We start from the raw sequence: 18,526 nt of genomic DNA on the forward strand, positions 1-18,526 counted from the left end.
GTTTCTTGTTGGGTCGTTGCGCTAACGGCTCGATAGCCGAAACGCTCCCTCGCGGCATGATGAAGTTCGCCGATTACAGTAATCGGGCATGGTGATCTGGCCAGGTGCCTCGGTGCCCCGGTGATCAGATCAGCCGGATCGCCCCGAGGCCGAGAATGGTGCCGACGATCAGGAACAGGATGCCGATGGTGATGCGGATCGCGGCGATCGACAGCCTCTTGCGCGCCGCTTCGCCCATCATGATCGCCGGGATGTTGACCGCCAACGCGCCGATCGTCGCGCCGACTGCGGCAAGCGCCGGGGATGAGCTGCGCGACGAGATGGCGAGGGTAATGAACTGGGTACGGTCGCCGGCGGCGAGGATCGCGACACCCAGCAGGCTGGTCATGAAGGCACCGATTCGCCAGCCTTCCAGCCGGTCGGGCGGCTTGATCGGGAACAGGGCCGATCCGCCCGCCGATAGCAGGGCAAGCGCGAGGAACAGGTCACGGGCATTGGGCGGCATATGCGGCCCGATCAGCATGCCGCCGATCGCTGCCACGCCATTGCCGATCGCCAGTGCGATCGCGGTGGCGAGGATGATCGCGCCGGGCCTGGCGAATCGGGTCGAAAGGATCGCCGTCAGCCATGGCGTCCGGTCGCTTGCCTGCGCCAGCAGCGCCGCGACAAAGGCGGCCATCAGCGCATCCATGGCTGTGGCTTAGCCGGTCAGGCGCACGGAACAGGCGGCGGCATAGGTCGCGCAGGCGGCAAGGTCGGTCCGCTCGCTGTCGACGGCATCGCTGAGCAAGGCCAGCCAGCCATGGATCAGCGGTCCGCGCTCGCCGCGGGCCAGCGCCGATTCGAGCGCCTGGGCGACGGTGACGGCGGGATGAATGCCGCTGCGATAGGCGATCGCGCGGATCGCATCGATCTCATGCGCGACATCGGCCGAGTCGCTGATCGACATGCGTGCGTCGATCAGCCCGATTCGCGCCGCCAGTTCCGCCCTGATGGGGTCGTATGCCGATTGTCCCTGTGCCATGTTCATGCTCCCAGCTTTGGCATGGAAGCTGCGCCCGATATGGTAAACAGGGGGTTAAACAGGCCCCGGACTTGACATTCGCACGGGTGTCGGCCAATCGCCCCGGTCTGTGAGCGGCGGCGCGTCCGCCGCTTTTGCATTTTTATCGTACAGGAATCGGGCTCATGGCCAAGCCGACAACCGTCAAGATCAAGCTGCTCAGCTCGGCTGACACGGGCTTCTTCTATGTCACCAAGAAGAATCCGCGCACCAAGACCGAGAAGCTCAGCTTCAAGAAATATGATCCCGTCGTGCGCAAGCATGTCGAGTTCAAGGAAACCAAGATCAAGTGATCCTGGCCGGCGACCCCTGGGGTCGCCGCTTGATCGTCCCGGCTTCGACCGGGCCCGGAGCCGCAGGGGTAACCCTCGCGGCTCTTGTCGTGTTCGCGGGAGGTGGGGCGGATCGCGCTATATCCGCCGCCGTCATCCGGGACTCAAAGTAACCCGGTCACCTCATCGATAAAGCGCGCCAGCGAAATCGGCTTCGAGACATAGGCATCGGCGCCGATCGCGCGGATCCGTTCTTCATCCTCGCGCCCGGCATAGGCGGTCACCGCCATCACCGGGATCGCCTTCAGCGCCTCGTCGGCCTTTAACTGGCCGATCAGCTCGAACCCGCTGACATGCGGCAACTGAATGTCCATCACGATCAGGTCGGGCGCGAACTCGCGCGCCCGTGCGACCGCCTCACGTCCGTCGCGCACGCCTTCGGTGACGAATTCGTGCGCGCGCAGCAGGTCGCAGAACAGCTTGAGATTGAGTTCATTGTCCTCGACAACGAGCACCCTTTTTGCCACGCGACGCCAATCCTTCCATTCTTCCTCCACTGATAGGCAATGCGCGTGCGCGAGACAAATGAAGACGCCGAGGAACTGGCCTTGCGCGCGCTGGTATGGACGCTGGCCGAGCCGGAGCGAGCGAGCCGCCTGCTCGACGTCACCGGGTTGACGCCCGCCGACCTGCGGGCGCGGGCAAGCGACCCGGTGGTGCTGGCGGCGGCGCTCGGCTTTCTCGAAAACCATGAGCCCGATCTGGTCGCCTGCGCCGACGGTCTGGGCGTTCCGCCCGCCGCATTGGTCCAGGCGCGCGCGAGGCTCGACGCATGAGGCCGCTGCTGATCACCGACTGCGATGAAGTGCTGTTGCACATGGTGCGTCATTTCGGCGTCTGGCTGGGGGAGACGCATGATATCGACTTCGCCCCCAATGGCGGCGACTTCTCCACCTCGATGAAGCGCCGTGACGGCGGTCCGGCTCCGGCGCGTGAGGAAATGTGGGCGATGCTCGACCAGTTCTTCCCGGCCGAGATGGATCGCCAGACGCTTGTGCCGCATGCTCGCGAAGCACTCGCCGCACTGTCGGAAAGCGCCGATATCGTCATCCTGACCAATTTGCAGGATCAGTGCCGCCAGCCGCGTATTGAACAGCTGGCGCGCTTCGGCATCGCGCACCGCGTCGAATGCAATCAGGGCGGCAAGGGTGACCCGGTCGCGCGGCTGGTCGCTGAGCATGGCAATCCGGTCACCGTGTTCGTCGACGATCTCGCGGTGCACCATGATTCGGTCGCGCGCCATGCGCCGCAAGTTCACCGGCTGCACATGATCTCCGAACCGGCGCTTGCCCCCAACGTCCCGCCCGCGCCCGCCGCGCATGCCCGAATCGACGACTGGGTCGCGGCCGAGGCGTGGATCGCGGCACGTTTCGCGGCTGGGGAACATGCGGCATGAGCGATGTTGTCGACGTGGCCGGCACGACCGCTCGGGAGGGCTTCGCTTTCTCGGTCCGGCTGAAGGTCCGCTATGCCGAAATTGACGGGCAGAAGATCGTCTTCAACTCGCGCTATCTCGAATATGCCGATGTTGCGGTGACCGAGTTCTGGGAGTGGACCGGGATCGAAGCGCTTCCCGAGTGGCGCTGCGCGGAATTCAACGTCCGCCATACCGAGATCGACTATCTGAAGCCGTTCCGATGGGGCGATGAGATCGACGCGTTCGTACGGCTCGACCGGCTCGGCGGCACGAGCCTGACCAAGCGCTTCGAGCTATGCCACGCAGTCACCGGCGAATTGCACTGCGCGATCCAGATGGTCAGCGTGAATGTCGATCTGGAAGAGGGCCGGTCGGCGCCGTTCCCGCCGGCGATCCGGGCGTTCCTGGAAACGCTCGTTTCCGGCTGATTCCACGCAACTGACGCGGCTATTCGGCCGCCTGCACTTCAGCGCTACCGGTCACGACGTCCTCGGGCAGCGCCCAGAGCAGATCCTGCTTGGTCAGCACGCGGCCGTCCCAGGCGCGGACCTCGATCGGCGCGATCGGGCGCATGTCGCGCTCGTCGACCAGCACCGGCGTTGCCGGCATGCCTGTTTCCCAGCGCTCGCCCCATTGTCTGAGTGCAATCATCGTCGGCAGCAGCGCCGATCCCTTGTCGGTCAATCGATACTCGATCTTGCGACGATCCTCGGGTAGGGCGTCGCGCTTCAGGATGCCGTGCTCGACGAGTCGCGCCAGCCTGTTGGCGAGGATATTGCGGGCGATACCCAGCTCAGACTGGAATTCCTCGAAATGATACAGGCCGTTGAACGCCGCACGCAGGATGAGGAACGACCAGCGTTCGCCCATCGCCTCGAGTGCGGCGGGAAGGCTGCATTCGGCGAGGTCGCGAAGAGGTTCACGCAGTTTATGCTTCATGATCGGCCAGCCTAACCCATTTTCCATGTCATGCGAACGAATTATCCGTTTTCAGTTGCAACCAGAAACCTAATCTACTAGGTGGCGATTAGCAACCTAGTTTGCTGCTTCATCCCCGGAGGAAAAAATGTCCCGCTTCGTTTCGCTCGCCATCGCTCTTGCTTCCACCACGCTGCTTCTGCCCGCGACGGCGGCCAGCGCAGAAGGCGTCGGCTATTACAACGCGACCCCGGTGACCGCACCGGCCAAGCCCAACGTCATCACCAACGGCATGATGTGGAAGTGCGGCGACACGACCTGCGTTGCCCCCAAGGGTTCGGCACGCGACAGCATCGTGTGTGAACTGGTCGTCAAGCGCGTCGGCGCGCTCACCACTTTCACCGCCAATGGCGCGGCATTCGATGCCGATGCGTTGGCTAAATGCAACTCCCGCGCCAAATAATCGGGGCCGGGCCTAGAATTTGTTGCAAAGCAGCAGCACCCGGCCCCATCTTGGTCGGGTGCTGCGCCAATATGAACTTATCGATCGGGTTCTAAGCTACGATCCCGACGCCGACGAGGCGCTGCTCAATCGCGCCTATGTCTTTTCGGTCAATGCGCATGGCACGCAGAAGCGCGCTTCGGGCGACCCGTATTTCAGCCACCCGATCGAGGTGGCGGGCATCCTGACCGAACTCCATCTCGACGATGAGACGATCGCCACCGCGATCCTGCACGACACGGTCGAGGACACGGTCGCCACGATCGAAGAAATTACGCGCATCTTCGGCCCCTCGGTCGCGCGGCTGGTCGACGGCGTTACCAAGCTTTCCAAGATCGAAGCGCAGACCGAGAATGAACGCGCGGCGGAGAATCTGCGCAAATTCCTGCTCGCCATGTCGGACGATATCCGCGTGCTGCTGGTCAAGCTCGCCGACCGGTTGCACAACATGCGCACGCTCCATCATATCGCCAATCCGGACAAGCGCCGCCGGATCGCGAAGGAGACGATGGACATTTATGCCCCGCTCGCCGAGCGGATCGGCATGTATGAATTCATGAAGGAGATGCAGACGCTCGCCTTCGCCCAGCTCGAACCCGAAGCCTATGAATCGATCGACCGCCGTCTTGCGCAATTGAAGGAAGGCGGCGGGGACCGCATCGCCAAGATCGGCTCGGGACTGAAGCTGCTGCTGTCACGCCACGGCGTCGAGGCGGATGTGTCGGGGCGCGAAAAACATCCCTATTCGATCTGGAAGAAGATGGCCGAGCGGCACATCAGCTTCGAACAGCTCTCCGACATCATGGCGTTTCGCGCGATCGTGCCGAGCGTCGAGGCCTGTTACGAGGCGCTGGGTGTGATCCATCGCCGCTGGCAAATGGTCCCCGGCCGCTTCAAGGATTATATCTCGACCCCCAAGCGCAACGGTTATCGCTCGCTGCATACTTCGGTCATCCATGCCGACAATACTCGGGTCGAAATCCAGATCCGCACCGAGGAAATGCATGAAGAGGCCGAACTCGGCCTCGCCGCGCACTGGGCGTACAAGCAGGACAAGGTGAAGCCGGAGACGCAGGTCAGCTGGATCCGCGACCTGATCGAAATCCTCGATACTGCGGAATCGCCCGAAGAGTTGCTCGAACATACCCGCATGGCGATGTACCAGGATCGCATCTTCGCCTTCACGCCGAAGGGCGAATTGCATCAGCTGCCCAAGGGCGCGACGCCGATCGACTTCGCTTATGCCGTGCACACCGATCTCGGCGACCAGGCGGTCGGCGCGAAGATCAACGGCCGCGTCGTGCCGCTCAGAACCCAGATCGAGAATGGCGACCAGGTGCAGATATTGCGCTCCAAGGCACAGGAGCCGCAGCCCAACTGGATGAACTTCGCCTTCACCGGCAAGGCGCGCGCGGCGATTCGCCGGCATTTGCGTCACAAGGAGCGCGAAGAGACCCAGGCGCTCGGCCACAAGATTTATGACGAGATCGTCCAGCGCTTGCCCGCACAGATCGCGGGAGACGCGCTGACGGCGGCGCTCAAACGGCTCAAGCTCCCCGACAATGCCGCGTTGATGGAGGCGATTGCGCGCCGCCGTATCACCGATGCCGACGTGATGGAGGCGCTGATGCCCGGATCGGCCGGTGCCGAGGCGATGCGCGAATTGCCGCCGCAATCGAGCGCGATCTCGATCCGCGGCCTGACCCCCGGCGTGGCGTTCGACCTGGCCGAATGCTGCCATCCCGTGCCCGGCGACCGCATCGTCGGCCTGCGCCGTCCCGATAAAGGGATCGAAGTGCATGCGATCGATTGCGAGAATCTGGTATCGGGCGACGATGCCGACTGGGTCGATCTCGCCTGGGGTGACAAGACCGAGGGCGCGATCGGCCGCATCCTGGTCGAGGTCAAGAACGAACCCGGCGCGCTCGGCACGATCGCGACGATCATCGGCGCGCAAAAGGCCAATATCGTCAATCTGCGGCTCGATAACCGCGACACCGGCTTCCACACCAACACGATCGATGTCGAAGTGCATGACGTTCAGCACCTGATGCGCGTCATCGCCGCACTTCGCGCTGCCGACGCAGTCAGCGCGGTCGAGCGGGTTTAGGCCTCAGGGACAAGGTATATCTGCGTCCGACCTGGGGCGCACTCAATGCTTCAAAACCTCTGCATGTTCCACGCCGATGGCTAGGCGTTCCGGATCAAGTATCAGATATATAGCGACATTTTTTAGGCCTCGGCCGAGGCGGCGGCGAGATAAGATACGTAACATACCGGTGTAACATATCTACCGCCGCCCCTTCCGGGAGGCCCGTCGCCGACAACGATTCAACCACCACGCTGGATCGGGCAGGGGATCGCTTGCCGGGCTGATACCGGCGCGCTCTTTCTCTTTGTCGAAAACAGCGTTGCCAGAGCGCCACCTGCACTATGGCTTCGCGCACGACCTAAGCCGCTATTTATGTGCCCGCTTCAACACTCACGCTCTTCGCTCGAAACGAACGGCGGGGGATGGGTCAGTTCAGCTGGAACGCCTCAGCGTTCTTCCTCGGCCGCGCGTCGGCCCTTGAAGCCCTGCGCCACGACATACCATTCGGACGACCCCTTGCGGCTCGCTGGCGGCTTGGCATGCTTCACGGTGGTGAAGTTGCGCTTCATCTCGGCGACCAGAGCCGCATCGGCGCCGCCCGCGAACACCTTGCCGATGAACGCGCCGCCCGGCTCCAGCGTCTCGATCGCGAAGGCGAGGCCGGCCTCGACCAACGCCATGGTGCGCAGTGCATCGGTCTGCGGATGGCCGACGGTGTTGGCCGCCATATCGGACAGCACCAGGTCGGGCGCGCCGCCCAGTTCCTCGATCAACCGCGCCGGGGCGGTATCGGCCATGAAGTCCATGTGCAGGATGACGACATTCTCGATCGGGTCGACCGGCAACAAATCGATGCCGACGATCGCCGCCTTGGGGTTCTGCCGTCCGACCACCTGGCTCCACCCGCCCGGGGCGATGCCGAGATCGACGACGCGCTTCTTGCCCTTCACGAAGCCGAAGCGCTCGTCGAGTTCGATTAGCTTGTAGGCTGCGCGGCTGCGATAACCATCGGCCTTGGCGCGCTTGACATAGGGGTCGTTGAGCTGACGCTCGAGCCAGCGCGTCGATTGCGCCGTGCGCCGCCGCGCCGTCTTGACCCGGACGCGCAGGCCTCCGCCATCTCTGCTCATAAGACGCCCTTGCTCACAATTTGTCGCCGCGCATCAACCGGCGTAAAATGCCTTCGCGAATACCGCGATCGGCGATGCCGAGCCGTTCGGCTGGCCATAAATCCATGATCGTCTCGAGGATCGCGCAGCCGGCCACGACCAGGTCGGCGCGCTCGGTGCCGATACAAGGCAGGGTTGCGCGCTCGCTCAGGTCCATCCGCGACAGATCAGCGCTGATCCGGCGCATCGACGTCGCCGGTACGATCAGCCCGTCGACTTGCGACCGGTCGTAATGCGACAGGCCAAGATGGACACTGGCCAATGTCGTCACCGTGCCCGATGTGCCGAGCAACCGCGGCCGGTCGATGCCGCGCGGCAAGCGGCTGGCGAACCCGGCAAAGCTCTCCGCGACAAGGCTGCGCATCCGATCATAGACAGCGAGCCGCCCGTTTGCGCCGTCGCCATGCCCGGCATGTTCGGTCAACGATACTACGCCCCAGGGCGCGCTGTGCCAGTCGAGCACAGTGGGGACGGTCGGCCGCGTATCGACCAGCACCAACTCGGTCGATCCGCCGCCGATATCGAAGATCAGCGCGGGATCGTCGCCCGGCTCGATCAGCACATGACAACCCAGCACTGCGAGGCGCGCTTCCTCCTCGGCCGAGATGATGTCGAGATGGATGCCCGTTTCGGCATAGGCGCGGGCGATGAACGCCGGTCCGTTCTCGGCGCGACGACACGCTTCGGTCGCGACGGATCGCGCCAGCGTGACGTTGCGGCGCTTCAGCTTGTCGGCGCAGACTTTCAGCGCCGACAAGGTGCGATCGATCGCCGCATCGCTCAGCCGCCCGGTCGCGGAAAGTCCCTCGCCGAGCCGCACGATGCGCGAAAAGGCGTCGACCACGGCAAAGCCTTCGCCCTGGGGTCGAGCGATCAGCAGGCGGCAATTGTTGGTGCCGAGATCGAGCGCGGCATAATGCCGTGCCTCCGGCCAGCGCGCACGCGGTGCGGCCTGGCCCTTGCCAGGGGCCGGCGCCGGACGGGCAGGATTCCCCTGCCGGTACGGCATTCTGGGTGACTGATCCCCCATGCCGTTCACACTCACCATTCTGTTCTGCCCGTCGCGGGCGCGAGATGCGCCCGTTCGGTGGTTGACGGCGATGCTAGCGCAGCATGACGGTAGCGGCAAGCGACGTACCGGGACCGGTGGCCAGTGTCGGTTGACACTGCCCGACCCGCCGCCTATCTCGCGGCCCGCTGTTGCCCCGTCGTCTAAAGGTAAGACTACGGACTCTGACTCCGTTAATTGAGGTTCGAATCCTCACGGGGCATCCAGCTTCTTCCGGTATTTCGCGATTTGGCGACAATCCTTCACGTCGGTGACGGTCGACGTAGAGATTGCGTACGGACGGCGCTGTCGTGCATCGATTCAGCAAAGCCATGTGCCGGCCGGTCTTTCTGCCAAGTCAGTCGTTTGTCGCGCGAATCACCGAGGGGTGCCCCCGCCTAGGCGAAAACCTCCTCAAGTTGCCGCCCCCGTGGGCCGTCCTTCCAATCGCGCAACTCGACATAGAGCGAGGTCTGTGCGGTGCTCCAGAAGGTGTTGATCAACGTCGCGATCACGGCGTTGCCGATCAGCCAGGTGATCGGCAAGCCGGTCTGGGTCATTTGCGCCATTGCCTGCAATCCGCCGTTGGTGATGCCTATTGCGAAGCCGAGCAGCGCCGAGGTAAGCCAATAGAATAGCAGGATGATCAGCTCGAGCCCGAAGATCTTCCACCGTGCACCCTTGGTCAGGCTGCGGCTGCGGCCGAGCGCCCCGAACACGCCGCTGCGTTCCTCGACCAGGACGGGAGCCGCGACTGACCAGATGAGATACAGAATAACGCCGGGTACGATCAGCAGCAGCAGGCCGAAACCGATGCTGAAACCGACGATCAGCGACAGGCCGATCAGCGGAAGTACCACGCGCAGCCCGGCAACCACGCTTTCGCCGAACGACGCGCGCCGGCCTTCGCTGTGCGCCATTGTTGCGCGCACCAGCGCGCCTTGCACGATCATCGACAGGACCAGCCCGATGATCGCCGAACCCATGGTGAGGATTGCGCTGTCGCGGACGCCATTCGGTTGCCCCACCAGTGAAATCTGCAGACGCTGGTTGAAATAGGCGATGATCACGCTGGGCAGCGCACCGAACAGAAAGGCGATGCTGAGCATCACCAGCGGGTTGGCGCCGATCGCGGCAAAGCTGCGATTCATGATCCGCCCGACCGAAACCGCTTCGTTCGACATTGGTGCGATGTTCGTCGCCATCTGGATTCACCCCCCAATTGCGCACTTTGGCCATGCCCCGGCCCTTGTGGGATAGCCTGACTCACCCGGCGCGCCCTGTCCACAGCGAACCGCTTGCTGGCGAACTTCTTCATTGCATGCGCGATCCCTTTGGATAAGTTCATGAAAGCGATTCATCGCGACCCGGGGAATATTCGTGACATCGGCATCATCGCAAGAAGCGGCGGCAGCCGCCGCCAGCCGCTTCTCTGCGGCGCATGATGCGTTGCGTGCTGATCCGTCAGTGCAGTTCGATCTGCGCGCCGCGCCACCGCCGCCAAAGCCTCCGGCATGGCTGATTCATCTCGGTGAATGGCTCGAATCGGTGCTGCGTCCGGTCGGACGGGGCCTCGCCTGGCTTTTCGGTCTGCTGCCGGATGCCCCTTATGCGCGCATCCTGATATGGGGTGTCCTTGCCGTCGCGGCGGCACTGCTGCTCTGGGTGATCGTCGATCGTGTCCGTTACGGCCAGTGGCGCTTGCCGCGCTGGCGCCGTCGCACGGTGACCGATGCGCTGCCCGAGGACGACCCGCAATGGACGCCGGAGGCCGCACCGGCCCGCGCCTGGCTGCGTGAGGCCGATGCACTCGCAGCTGAGGGACGCTATGCCGAGGCGGTGCACCATCTGCTCATCCGCAGTATCGAGGATATCGGCCGCCGCCGGCCGCGCTTGCTCCGCCCGGCGCTGACGAGCCGCGATATCGCCGCCGCCGATGGCATTCCGTCAACCGCGCGCGATATCTTCACCGGAATTGCGCGCATTGTCGAACGCAGCCTGTTCGGCGGCCGGGCGGTCGGCGCGACCGACTGGTCGGAGGCGCGCACCGCCTATGCCGACTTCGCTTTGCCCAAGGTGTGGAAATGAGCGACGCGTCCACTGGCCGGATTGGCGGCGGCGAATCCGCGTTCCGGCCCTTGACGGTGGCGCTGATGCTGATCGTCGGTATATTGGCATTTGTCGCGACATTGGTGCTCGGTGCCTATGCGCCGGATCTCCGGTCGGGCGGCACTGGCGGAACGCATGCGCTGTCGCGCGCTGTGGTCGGCTTTAGCGGCCTGTATCGTCTGGCCGAGGCAACCGGTCGTCATCCGCGTATCATCCGCGACGATTCCGATTTCGAAACCGAGGATCTCGTCATCCTTTCGCCGCCTGACGGCAAGACCAATGTCAGCGTGCCGATCCAGGGACGGACCGACAAGCAGACACTGATGATCTTGCCGAAATGGGACATCCAGGCCGATCCCGATGTCACTGGCTGGGTGCGTTATGTCGGCCTGTTCCCGCGCGGCGTTCCCGAGGGGGTCCTGGCCCCGGGCAATGAACTGACCGTTTCCCGCCATCCCAGCGGCGGGGCGCCGCTGATCGTGTCGGATACGATGATCGATGCGCAGACCGATGCCCCGGCTCGCTTCACCGCGCCGCGGCCGCTGCAGACCATTGCCGGCGCGAACCTGCGCCCCGTGATCACCGATGGCGCGGGGCGGATCGTGCTCGGCCAGATCGGCACCAGCCTGTACGTGCTTGCCGATCCCGACTTGCTGTCGAACCGCGGCATGAAGGATGCGAACCAGGCGCAGGCCGCGCTCGCTCTGCTCGATTATGTCAGCGATACCGACGCCGATGGCATTGCGTTCGACGTCACACTCAATGGTCTTGGGCATAGCCCGAGCCCGCTCAAGCTTATCTTCGCGCCGCCCTTTCTCGCCATGACGCTGGCGATCGCCGCTGTCTTGCTGCTGGCCGGCCTCTACGCGTTTGGCCGGTTCGGCCCGCCGCAACGTCGCCCGCGCGCGATCGCTTTCGGCAAGGCGGCGCTGGTGGACAATACCGCGGCCCTGGTGCGCAAGGCCAGGCGCGAAGCGATGCTTGGCGGGCGCTATGTGCAGGTCATCCGCGAACGCGCCATCGCTGCCTTTGGCGTGCCTGCGCGGTTGCGCGATGCGGCGCTCGACGCCTATCTCGATAAGCTCGGCGGACGCGGGACGTTCAGCGACCTCGCGCGCGCTGCCGAAACCGCCGACGACAGGCGCGCGCTGCTTGCCGCCGCGCAGGCACTCCATGACTGGCAAGGGGAGAAGAACGGGTGACGATGGAAGACGTGCAGGCATTGGCCGCACAGATCCGCGCGGAAGTCGGCAAGGCCGTCGTCGGGCAGGAAGCGACGGTCGAACTGATGCTCGTCGCGCTGTTCGCCGGCGGGCATATCCTGCTCGAAGGGCCGCCGGGCACGGCCAAGACCCTGCTTGCGCACAGCTTCGCGCGCGCGGTCGGGCTGGATTTCGGGCGGATCCAGTTCACTCCCGATTTGATGCCGGGCGACATCATCGGCGCGAACCTGTTCAATTTCCAGACCTCGACCTTCACCCTGACGCGAGGTCCGATCTTCACCGATCTGCTGCTCGCCGATGAGATAAACCGCACCCCGCCCAAGACCCAGGCGGCACTGCTGGAGGCGATGCAGGAACGCACCGTGACGATCGACGGCGAAAGCCTGGCGCTCTGCGATCACTTCATGGTCGTCGCGACGCAGAACCCGATCGAGCAACAGGGGGTCTATCCGCTGCCCGAAGCGCAGCTCGACCGCTTCCTGTTCAAACAGACGGTCGATTATCCCAGCGCGGCGGAGGAGCGCCGCATCATCGCCACGCATGGCGCGCGGCCTTCGGCGATGTCGCCGGAGAATTGGGGTGTTGAAGCAAAGGGCAGCGCCGCGACGATTCAGGCGGCGATCACGGCAGTCGCCGGCGTGAAGCTGGTCGATGAGGTGATCGACTATATCGCCGCATTGATTCGCGGCACGCGCGACGTGGCCGATCTGGAAAGCGGCGCTTCGCCGCGTGCCGGGGCGATGCTGGCCGGCGCGGCGCGCGCGCGCGCCGCGCTCGACGGGCGCGACTTCGTCATTCCCGACGACGTCAAGACCCTCGCGCCGCCGCTGCTGCGTCACCGGCTGATCCTGTCGCCCGCCGCCGAGATCGACGGACGCGCGATCGAGGATGTGGTGCACGGCATCATCGAGGCGATCGAGGCGCCGCGTTGATCTATCCGACGCGCATGGCGATCCTGCTCGCAGCGGCCGGTGCGCCGTTCGCGTTGCTTGTCGCCGTGTTCCTGCCAGGCAGCTGGTATGCCGGCCTGGCCTGGCCCGGCGCGGTGCTGTTGCTCACCGCACTCGATGCGCTGCTGGGGCTGCGACCGGGGCAGGGCAATGCGACGCTCGAATTGCCGAAATCGGCCAGCGTCGGGGCGACGATCGACGCGACGATCCGCGTGATGTTCACTGGATCGTCCGCTCCCGGACGCGTCGAAGTGGCGGTCGGCAACGATCCGTTGCTCGTACCGGCGGTAGACGACCGGCTTCTCCTGGCGATCGTCGGGAAGGCCGGCCTGGCGCCCCTCCCGCTCACGGCGATCCGGCGCGGCACCGCGCGGCTCGACACGCTGTGGCTGCGCTGGAAAGGTGGCTTCAGATTGGTGTGGAAGCAGCGCCGCATCGCGCAGACCGCAGCGATGCGCATCCTGCCCGATGTGCGCCCGGTGCGCGAGCGCGGCGCGCAGATCTTCCAGCGCCACGCACTGCAGGGCCTGATCGCGCAAATCGACCGTGGCGACGGTGCCGAGTTCGAATCGCTGGTCGAATTCCATTCCGGCATGGATCGGCGCGCGATCGACTGGAAGCAATCGGCACGCCACCAGAAGCTCCACGCCAAGGAATTCCGCACCGAACGCAACAACCAGATCGTCTTCGCGGTCGATGCTGGGCGGCAAATGTCGGAACCGGTCGCCGGGCTGCCGCGCGTCGACCGCGCCGTGGCGGCGATGCTCCTGACCGCCTGGGTGGCGCTGAAGCTCGGCGACCGGGTCGCGCTCCATGCCTTCGATTCGCGCCCGCGCATCGCCAGCGGGCTGATCTCCGGCGCGGGCGGTTTCAGCGAGCTGCAGCGCCTCGCCGCGGGGATCGACTATTCCGAGGATGAGACCAATTACACCTTCGCGTTGACCACGCTTGCGCAGCGCCTGACGCGGCGCTCGATGATTGTGCTGTTCACTGAATTCACTGACCTGACCTCGGCGGAGTTCATGGTCCGTGCCGCTGCGCGCCTGGTCGAAAAGCATTTGCTGATGGTCGTGGTGCTGCGCGATGAGGAACTCGAAGCGCTCACCGGCGCACGCCCGCGGACTCCGGCCGATGTGACCCGTGCGGTCACTGCCGCGGCGTTGCTGCGTGACCGGCTGCTCGTGCTGACCCGGCTGCGTCATCTCGGCGTGCATATCGTCGAAAGCGAATATGATCGCGTGGGAGACCGGCTGGTGAGCGGCTATATCGACCTGAAGCGGCGCAACCTGCTGTGAGCGCACTCGTCGAAGCCCAGCCGGTGCTGGTCAATGCCAGCCGTTTCCGCGCCGCGCATGAGGCCGAATGGGAACAGCTCGATGCGCTGGTCACGCTGATCGAGAAACGCTCGTTGCGGCGGCTCAGCGACGACGAACTGCTCGCCTTGCCACTGCTCTATCGCGCGACCCTGTCCTCGCTATCGGTGGCGCGTGAGACATCGCTCGACAATGCGCTGATCGTCTATCTCGAACAGCTTTGTACCCGTGCCTATTTCCAGCTCTACGGCGTGCCGACCTCGGCCTGGCGACAACTTGGCCAGTTCTTCGCGCGCGGCTGGCCGCGTGCGGTGCAATCGCTGTGGCGTGAAACCCTGGTCAGCCTGTTGCTGACCCTGGCGGGGACGATCGTCGGCTATCTGCTCGTCAAGAATGAGCCGAGCTGGTTTTACGGCATCATTCCGGGCGGCCTGGCCGGCGGGCGGGATCCGTCGGCTTCGGCCGAGACCCTGAAGGCGGTGCTCTATGCCGACCAGAAGGATTCGTTGGCGGTGTTCGCGACCTTCCTGTTCACTCATAATGCGCAGATCGCGGTCTTCTCCTTTGCGCTTGGTTTCGCCTTTGCGGTGCCGACGGTGCTGCTGATCCTCTATAACGGGTTGATGCTCGGCGCCTTTATCGCGCTCTACGCCGCAAAAGGGCTGGGCTATGCGCTGGGTGGCTGGCTGATCATCCATGGAACGACGGAGATTTTCGCGATCGTCCTGGCCGGGGCGGCGGGGTTCCGGATCGGCACGGCGATCGCCTTTCCCGGACGCCGCTCGCGCGCGGATTCGGCGATCGATGCCGGACGCACTGGCGCGCTGGTGATGGGCGGAACGGTCGTGATGCTGATGGTCGCGGGGCTGCTCGAAGGGGTCGGGCGCCAGACCATCAATGACGATCTGACGCGCTATGGTATCGGCGTGGCAATGCTGGTCGGCTGGGTCTTGTATTTCTATCTGCCGCGCCGCAGCGAGAGCGTCGATGGCTAGGAAAACGGGGGGCGCCGATCCGCTGCGCCGGCGTTTCGTGACGCCCGAAGGCGTCGATCTGAAGCTCGAACTTGGCAGCGCGGGGACGCGTGCCGGTGCCTTCCTGCTCGATGGGCTGATCATTGTCGGGACGCTGATCGTGATGACGATCGCCATCGGCTTATTGATGCGTGGCGCCGGAGCGGCGGAGATCTTCGCGATCCTCTGGCTGATCGGCTTCTTCGTGCTGCGCAATGGCTGGTTCGTCATGTTCGAAATGGGCGGGCGCGGCGCTACGCCGGGCAAGCGCGTGATGGGCCTGCGCGTAGTGGCGCGGGACGGCGCGCAACTGACCGGTGGCGCGGTGATCGCGCGCAATGCGATGCGCGAGATCGAGATATTCCTGCCCTTGTCGTTCCTTGGCTATCAAACCGCGCAAGGGACGGCGGATGCGTTTCTGGTGATCTTTGCGCTGCTGTGGAGCAGTATCTTCCTGTTCTTCCCGCTGATGAATCGCGACCGGCTCCGCGTCGGTGACTTGCTCGCCGGGACCTGGGTGGTGCGAGTGGCGCGTCAGAAACTTGGCGCCGATCTGGCCGCGCATCAGCCGGCGCAGCCACGCCGGACCTTCAGCGCGTCGGCGCTCAACTTGTACGGCGTCTATGAACTGCAGACGCTCGAGGATGTGCTGCGGCGCGGTCGCGACGATGCCGTGGCGACTGTCGCCGAGACGATTCGGCGCAAGGCGGGCTTGCCTTATGACGGCGACGATTATGCCTTTCTGTCGGATTATTACGCAGCCCTTTGCGAGCATCTCGAACGCGGGCTGCTGGTCGGCCGGCGGCGCGACAGCAAATCGGATATTCTCGCGAGCAGCGCGGGTCGGCCACGCCGTGTGTTCAGCGCGGCGGCGCTCACTATGTACGGCGCCCATCAACTGCAGAAGCTCGAAGACGTGCTGCGCCGCGGCAGTGAAGAGGAGGTGACCACTGTCGCCGAAATGATCCGGCGCAAGGCGGGTTTACCCAATGACGGTGACGATTCCGCCTTCCTGACGGACTATCACGCGGCGCTTCGCTTGCATCTTGAACGCGGCGAGATGGCTGGTCGCTGACTCCAAAGCAGGAGTGGTTGAGGAGCGGTAGCCCGACGCGGCACCTAGGCCGCTTCGGCCAGCAATTGCTTCGCGGTCTCCGACGTCCAGTCCATCCCGCCGACCATGCGCCACACTTCCTTGCCCGACGAATCATACAGGATGCTGGTCGGCAAGCTGGTCTGATAGGCGGTGCTGAGCCCGACATCGGGGTCGAGATAGGGTTTGAGGTTCTTCACCCCGGTCTTTGCGAAGAAGGGCGTGACCTTCGCGGCCCCTTCGAGATCCTGGCTGACCGCGACCACCGTCATCCGTCCGGCGATGATGTCGAGCGTGGGCATCTCGGCGATGCAGGGGCCGCACCAGGTCGCCCACAGATTGAGCAGCACGGGCTTGCCCGAAAAATCGGCGATCGAGGTCGTGGCACCTGCAAGCGTCTTGAACGACACAGTGGGCGCTTTTTCACCCTTATGACTGCGGTCCAGCGTACCGATCGTGTCGACGATCACCTTCTCGCCCTCTTTCGGCGCGTCTGCTGCTGGCATTGTCGCGCCCGATGAGGTCACTGTATTTACCGCCGTTACGGCGTTCGCTTGCTCCGCGCCCGAGTCTTGCCTATCGCAACCGCCGACCAGCAGGCCGGCTCCCAGGAGACATATGATCGTCGAGCGCAGCGACATGACAGGTTCCAATGCGATGTGGGGCGGGCGTTTTGCCGAGGGCCCCGCGGCGGTGATGCGCGAGATAAATGCCTCGATCCCGTTCGACAAGCGGCTGTGGCGGCAGGATGTCGCCGGTTCCAGGGCGCATGTCGCGATGCTGGGCAAGCAGGGCATCGTTTCGATCGAGGACGCGGCGGCGATTTCCGCTGGGCTCGACCAGGTCGCAGCGGACTACGAAGCCAATGGCGTGCCCGAAGACCTGACGCTTGAAGACATCCATATGCAGACCGAGGCGAAGCTCGCTGCGCTGATCGGCCCGGTCGCGGGTCGGCTGCACACCGCGCGCTCGCGCAACGATCAGGTCGCGACTGATTTCCGCCTCTGGGTGCGCGATGCGATCGACCAGGTCGAAGCGGCATTGGCGGGGTTCCAGCATGCTTTGCTGACGCGCGCAGAGGAGCATGCCGACAGTGTCATGCCTGGCTTCACCCATTTGCAAAGCGCGCAGCCGGTGACGCTTGGCCATCATCTGATGGCTTATTATGAAATGATCGCGCGCGACCGCGGGCGCTTCGTCGATGCGCGCGCGCGGTTGAACCGCAGCCCGTTGGGCTCGGCGGCGCTGGCCGGAACGGGATTCCCGATCGACCGCGACGCAACGGCGGCGGCGCTCGGTTTCGACGGGCCGACACGCAATTCGCTTGATGGGGTCAGTGACCGCGACTTCGCGATCGAGTATCTGACTGCCGCCGCGCAATGCGCGCTGCATCTGTCGCGGCTCGCCGAGGAATTCATTCTGTGGGCGTCGCAGCCTTTCGGCTTCGTTTCGCTCAGCGATCAATGGTCGACGGGCTCGTCGATCATGCCGCAGAAGCGCAATCCCGATGCGGCAGAGCTGGTGCGCGGCCATTCGGGCCGAATCATCGGCTGCCTGACCGCGCTGATGATCACTATGAAGGGCTTGCCGCTCGCTTATTCGAAGGACATGCAGGACGATAAACCGCCGGTGTTCGAGGCGCATGACCTGCTCGGCCTGTCGATCGCAGCGATGACCGGTATGGTCGACAGCGCGACTTTCCGCACCGATCGCATGCGCGGCGCGGCGGAAGCCGGCTTCTCGACCGCGACCGATCTCGCGGACTGGCTGGTGCGCGAGGGGGGTATCCCGTTCCGCGAAGCGCATCATATCACCGGCAGCGCAGTGAAGCGTGCCGAGCAGCTTGGCGTGGCGCTCGACAAGCTGCCGATCGCCGATCTGCAGGCAATCGATGCGCGAATCGACGCGCGGGTCTATGACGTGCTGAGTGTCGACGCCTCGGTCGCCAGCCGGACCAGCTTTGGCGGTACCGCGCCGGCCCGGGTGCGTGCGGCGATCGTGGCGGCGCGTGAAGGAGACGGACGATGAAAGCTGCGATTGCATTGCTGGCGCTGATGCTTGCGGGGTGTGGCGCCTCGCGAGGGCTGGAACCCGCGCCGGGCAAGACGCTGCCCGTCGCGCCTTATGGCGTGAAATCGACACCGACCGCCAAGGACTTGCTCATTCCGGGCAATCAGACCCGGCCCGAGCGCAGCGATGAATTGCTCAAAAGCTCGGACCAGCGACGCAGCGACGAGTTCGACCTTCCCCCGTCGAATTAAATGACTCCCTCGAATTGATGGCA

Annotated in this window: 22 protein-coding genes and 1 tRNA gene; 15 read left to right on the forward strand and 8 right to left on the reverse strand. The window is 64.6% G+C overall.

Features of this window, described 5'->3' with window-relative positions; all coding sequences use genetic code 11:
* Positions 1-124 precede the first annotated feature (124 nt).
* Positions 125-691 carry a TMEM165/GDT1 family protein gene (locus tag OO12_RS06720; protein ID WP_034157853.1) on the reverse strand — a complete coding sequence of 189 codons (567 nt, stop codon included), beginning with the start codon at positions 689-691 and terminating at the stop codon, positions 125-127.
* Positions 692-700: 9 nt separating this feature from the next.
* Positions 701-1,024, reverse strand: a complete 324-nt coding sequence (locus OO12_RS06725; RefSeq protein ID WP_235364697.1) for a hypothetical protein — start codon at positions 1,022-1,024, stop codon at positions 701-703.
* Positions 1,025-1,188: 164 nt separating this feature from the next.
* Between OO12_RS06725 and rpmG the strand changes: the two genes are divergently transcribed.
* The gene (gene rpmG / locus OO12_RS06730) at positions 1,189-1,356 is read left to right on the forward strand and encodes a 50S ribosomal protein L33 (RefSeq protein WP_034157855.1); all 168 of its coding nucleotides are present in this window, start codon (positions 1,189-1,191) and stop codon (positions 1,354-1,356) included.
* Between the two features lie 143 nt (positions 1,357-1,499).
* Here rpmG and OO12_RS06735 read toward each other — a convergent pair whose 3' ends face one another.
* On the reverse strand, positions 1,500-1,862 hold the full coding sequence (locus OO12_RS06735; RefSeq protein ID WP_034158008.1) for a response regulator: 363 nt from the start codon (positions 1,860-1,862) through the stop codon (positions 1,500-1,502).
* Positions 1,863-1,901: 39 nt separating this feature from the next.
* Between OO12_RS06735 and OO12_RS06740 the strand changes: the two genes are divergently transcribed.
* Genes OO12_RS06740 through OO12_RS06750 form a run of 3 tightly spaced genes read left to right on the forward strand, consistent with a single transcriptional unit; the run spans position 1,902 to position 3,240 of the window.
* A complete protein-coding gene (locus OO12_RS06740; RefSeq protein WP_034157856.1) occupies positions 1,902-2,171 on the forward strand; it encodes a DUF3572 domain-containing protein in 270 nt (89 codons plus the stop codon).
* Positions 2,168-2,791: a hypothetical protein gene (locus OO12_RS06745; protein WP_034157857.1), complete on the forward strand. Its 624-nt coding sequence runs from the start codon at positions 2,168-2,170 to the stop codon at positions 2,789-2,791. Before OO12_RS06740 ends, OO12_RS06745 begins: the two co-directional genes overlap by 4 nt.
* Positions 2,788-3,240, forward strand: a complete 453-nt coding sequence (locus OO12_RS06750) for an acyl-CoA thioesterase (RefSeq protein WP_052215599.1) — start codon at positions 2,788-2,790, stop codon at positions 3,238-3,240. Before OO12_RS06745 ends, OO12_RS06750 begins: the two co-directional genes overlap by 4 nt.
* Before the next feature lie 19 nt (positions 3,241-3,259).
* On the opposite strand, the gene OO12_RS06755 is transcribed toward OO12_RS06750, so the two are convergent.
* Positions 3,260-3,751, reverse strand: coding sequence for a winged helix-turn-helix transcriptional regulator (locus OO12_RS06755; RefSeq protein WP_034158010.1), 492 nt, complete (start codon positions 3,749-3,751; stop codon positions 3,260-3,262).
* Between the two features lie 127 nt (positions 3,752-3,878).
* Here OO12_RS06755 and OO12_RS06760 point away from each other — a divergent pair, with 127 nt between their 5' ends.
* Positions 3,879-4,193, forward strand: a complete 315-nt coding sequence (locus OO12_RS06760; RefSeq protein ID WP_034157858.1) for a CC_3452 family protein — start codon at positions 3,879-3,881, stop codon at positions 4,191-4,193.
* 58 nt (positions 4,194-4,251) lie between these two features.
* Positions 4,252-6,342 carry a RelA/SpoT family protein gene (locus OO12_RS06765; protein WP_034157859.1) on the forward strand — a complete coding sequence of 697 codons (2,091 nt, stop codon included), beginning with the start codon at positions 4,252-4,254 and terminating at the stop codon, positions 6,340-6,342.
* A 428-nt stretch (positions 6,343-6,770) separates the two neighbouring features.
* Here the strand turns inward: OO12_RS06765 and OO12_RS06770 are convergent, their stop codons facing one another.
* Positions 6,771-7,454, reverse strand: coding sequence for an RlmE family RNA methyltransferase (locus OO12_RS06770; RefSeq protein WP_034157860.1), 684 nt, complete (start codon positions 7,452-7,454; stop codon positions 6,771-6,773).
* Positions 7,455-7,467: 13 nt separating this feature from the next.
* Positions 7,468-8,502, reverse strand: coding sequence for a Ppx/GppA phosphatase family protein (locus OO12_RS06775; RefSeq protein ID WP_034157861.1), 1,035 nt, complete (start codon positions 8,500-8,502; stop codon positions 7,468-7,470).
* Positions 8,503-8,694: 192 nt separating this feature from the next.
* Between OO12_RS06775 and OO12_RS06780 the strand changes: the two genes are divergently transcribed.
* A tRNA-Gln gene (locus OO12_RS06780) sits at positions 8,695-8,768 on the forward strand.
* A 171-nt stretch (positions 8,769-8,939) separates the two neighbouring features.
* Here the strand turns inward: OO12_RS06780 and OO12_RS06785 are convergent.
* Positions 8,940-9,746, reverse strand: a complete 807-nt coding sequence (locus tag OO12_RS06785) for a hypothetical protein (protein WP_052215600.1) — start codon at positions 9,744-9,746, stop codon at positions 8,940-8,942.
* A 175-nt stretch (positions 9,747-9,921) separates the two neighbouring features.
* Here OO12_RS06785 and OO12_RS06790 point away from each other — a divergent pair, with 175 nt between their 5' ends.
* From OO12_RS06790 to OO12_RS06815, 6 genes are read left to right on the forward strand one after another with little or no spacing between them, the layout of a single operon-like run.
* Positions 9,922-10,629, forward strand: coding sequence for a hypothetical protein (locus tag OO12_RS06790; protein WP_034157862.1), 708 nt, complete (start codon positions 9,922-9,924; stop codon positions 10,627-10,629).
* Positions 10,626-11,852: a hypothetical protein gene (locus OO12_RS06795; protein WP_034157863.1), complete on the forward strand. Its 1,227-nt coding sequence runs from the start codon at positions 10,626-10,628 to the stop codon at positions 11,850-11,852. Before OO12_RS06790 ends, OO12_RS06795 begins: the two co-directional genes overlap by 4 nt.
* A 2-nt stretch (positions 11,853-11,854) precedes the next feature.
* Complete coding sequence (locus tag OO12_RS06800; protein WP_443024553.1) at positions 11,855-12,805, forward strand: AAA family ATPase; 951 nt, start codon at positions 11,855-11,857, stop codon at positions 12,803-12,805.
* On the forward strand, positions 12,802-14,118 hold the full coding sequence (locus OO12_RS06805; RefSeq protein WP_034157865.1) for a DUF58 domain-containing protein: 1,317 nt from the start codon (positions 12,802-12,804) through the stop codon (positions 14,116-14,118). Before OO12_RS06800 ends, OO12_RS06805 begins: the two co-directional genes overlap by 4 nt.
* Positions 14,115-15,131 (forward strand): stage II sporulation protein M, encoded by a 1,017-nt coding sequence (locus OO12_RS06810; RefSeq protein WP_034157866.1) that lies wholly within the window; start codon positions 14,115-14,117, stop codon positions 15,129-15,131. The genes OO12_RS06805 and OO12_RS06810 overlap by 4 nt, the downstream gene beginning before the upstream one ends.
* Complete coding sequence (locus tag OO12_RS06815) at positions 15,124-16,224, forward strand: RDD family protein (RefSeq protein WP_082006376.1); 1,101 nt, start codon at positions 15,124-15,126, stop codon at positions 16,222-16,224. The genes OO12_RS06810 and OO12_RS06815 overlap by 8 nt, the downstream gene beginning before the upstream one ends.
* 44 nt (positions 16,225-16,268) lie before the next feature.
* Here the strand turns inward: OO12_RS06815 and OO12_RS06820 are convergent, their stop codons facing one another.
* Positions 16,269-16,748 (reverse strand): TlpA family protein disulfide reductase, encoded by a 480-nt coding sequence (locus OO12_RS06820; RefSeq protein WP_327196007.1) that lies wholly within the window; start codon positions 16,746-16,748, stop codon positions 16,269-16,271.
* A 151-nt stretch (positions 16,749-16,899) separates the two neighbouring features.
* Here OO12_RS06820 and argH point away from each other — a divergent pair, with 151 nt between their 5' ends.
* Positions 16,900-18,270: an argininosuccinate lyase gene (gene argH / locus OO12_RS06825; protein ID WP_082006396.1), complete on the forward strand. Its 1,371-nt coding sequence runs from the start codon at positions 16,900-16,902 to the stop codon at positions 18,268-18,270.
* On the forward strand, positions 18,267-18,503 hold the full coding sequence (locus OO12_RS06830; RefSeq protein WP_034157868.1) for a hypothetical protein: 237 nt from the start codon (positions 18,267-18,269) through the stop codon (positions 18,501-18,503). Before argH ends, OO12_RS06830 begins: the two co-directional genes overlap by 4 nt.
* The last annotated feature ends 23 nt before the right edge of the window (positions 18,504-18,526 follow it).

Origin of the sequence: Sphingomonas sp. ERG5 (assembly GCF_000803065.1) — a bacterium.
In the GTDB taxonomy this organism is placed as follows: domain Bacteria; phylum Pseudomonadota; class Alphaproteobacteria; order Sphingomonadales; family Sphingomonadaceae; genus Sphingomonas.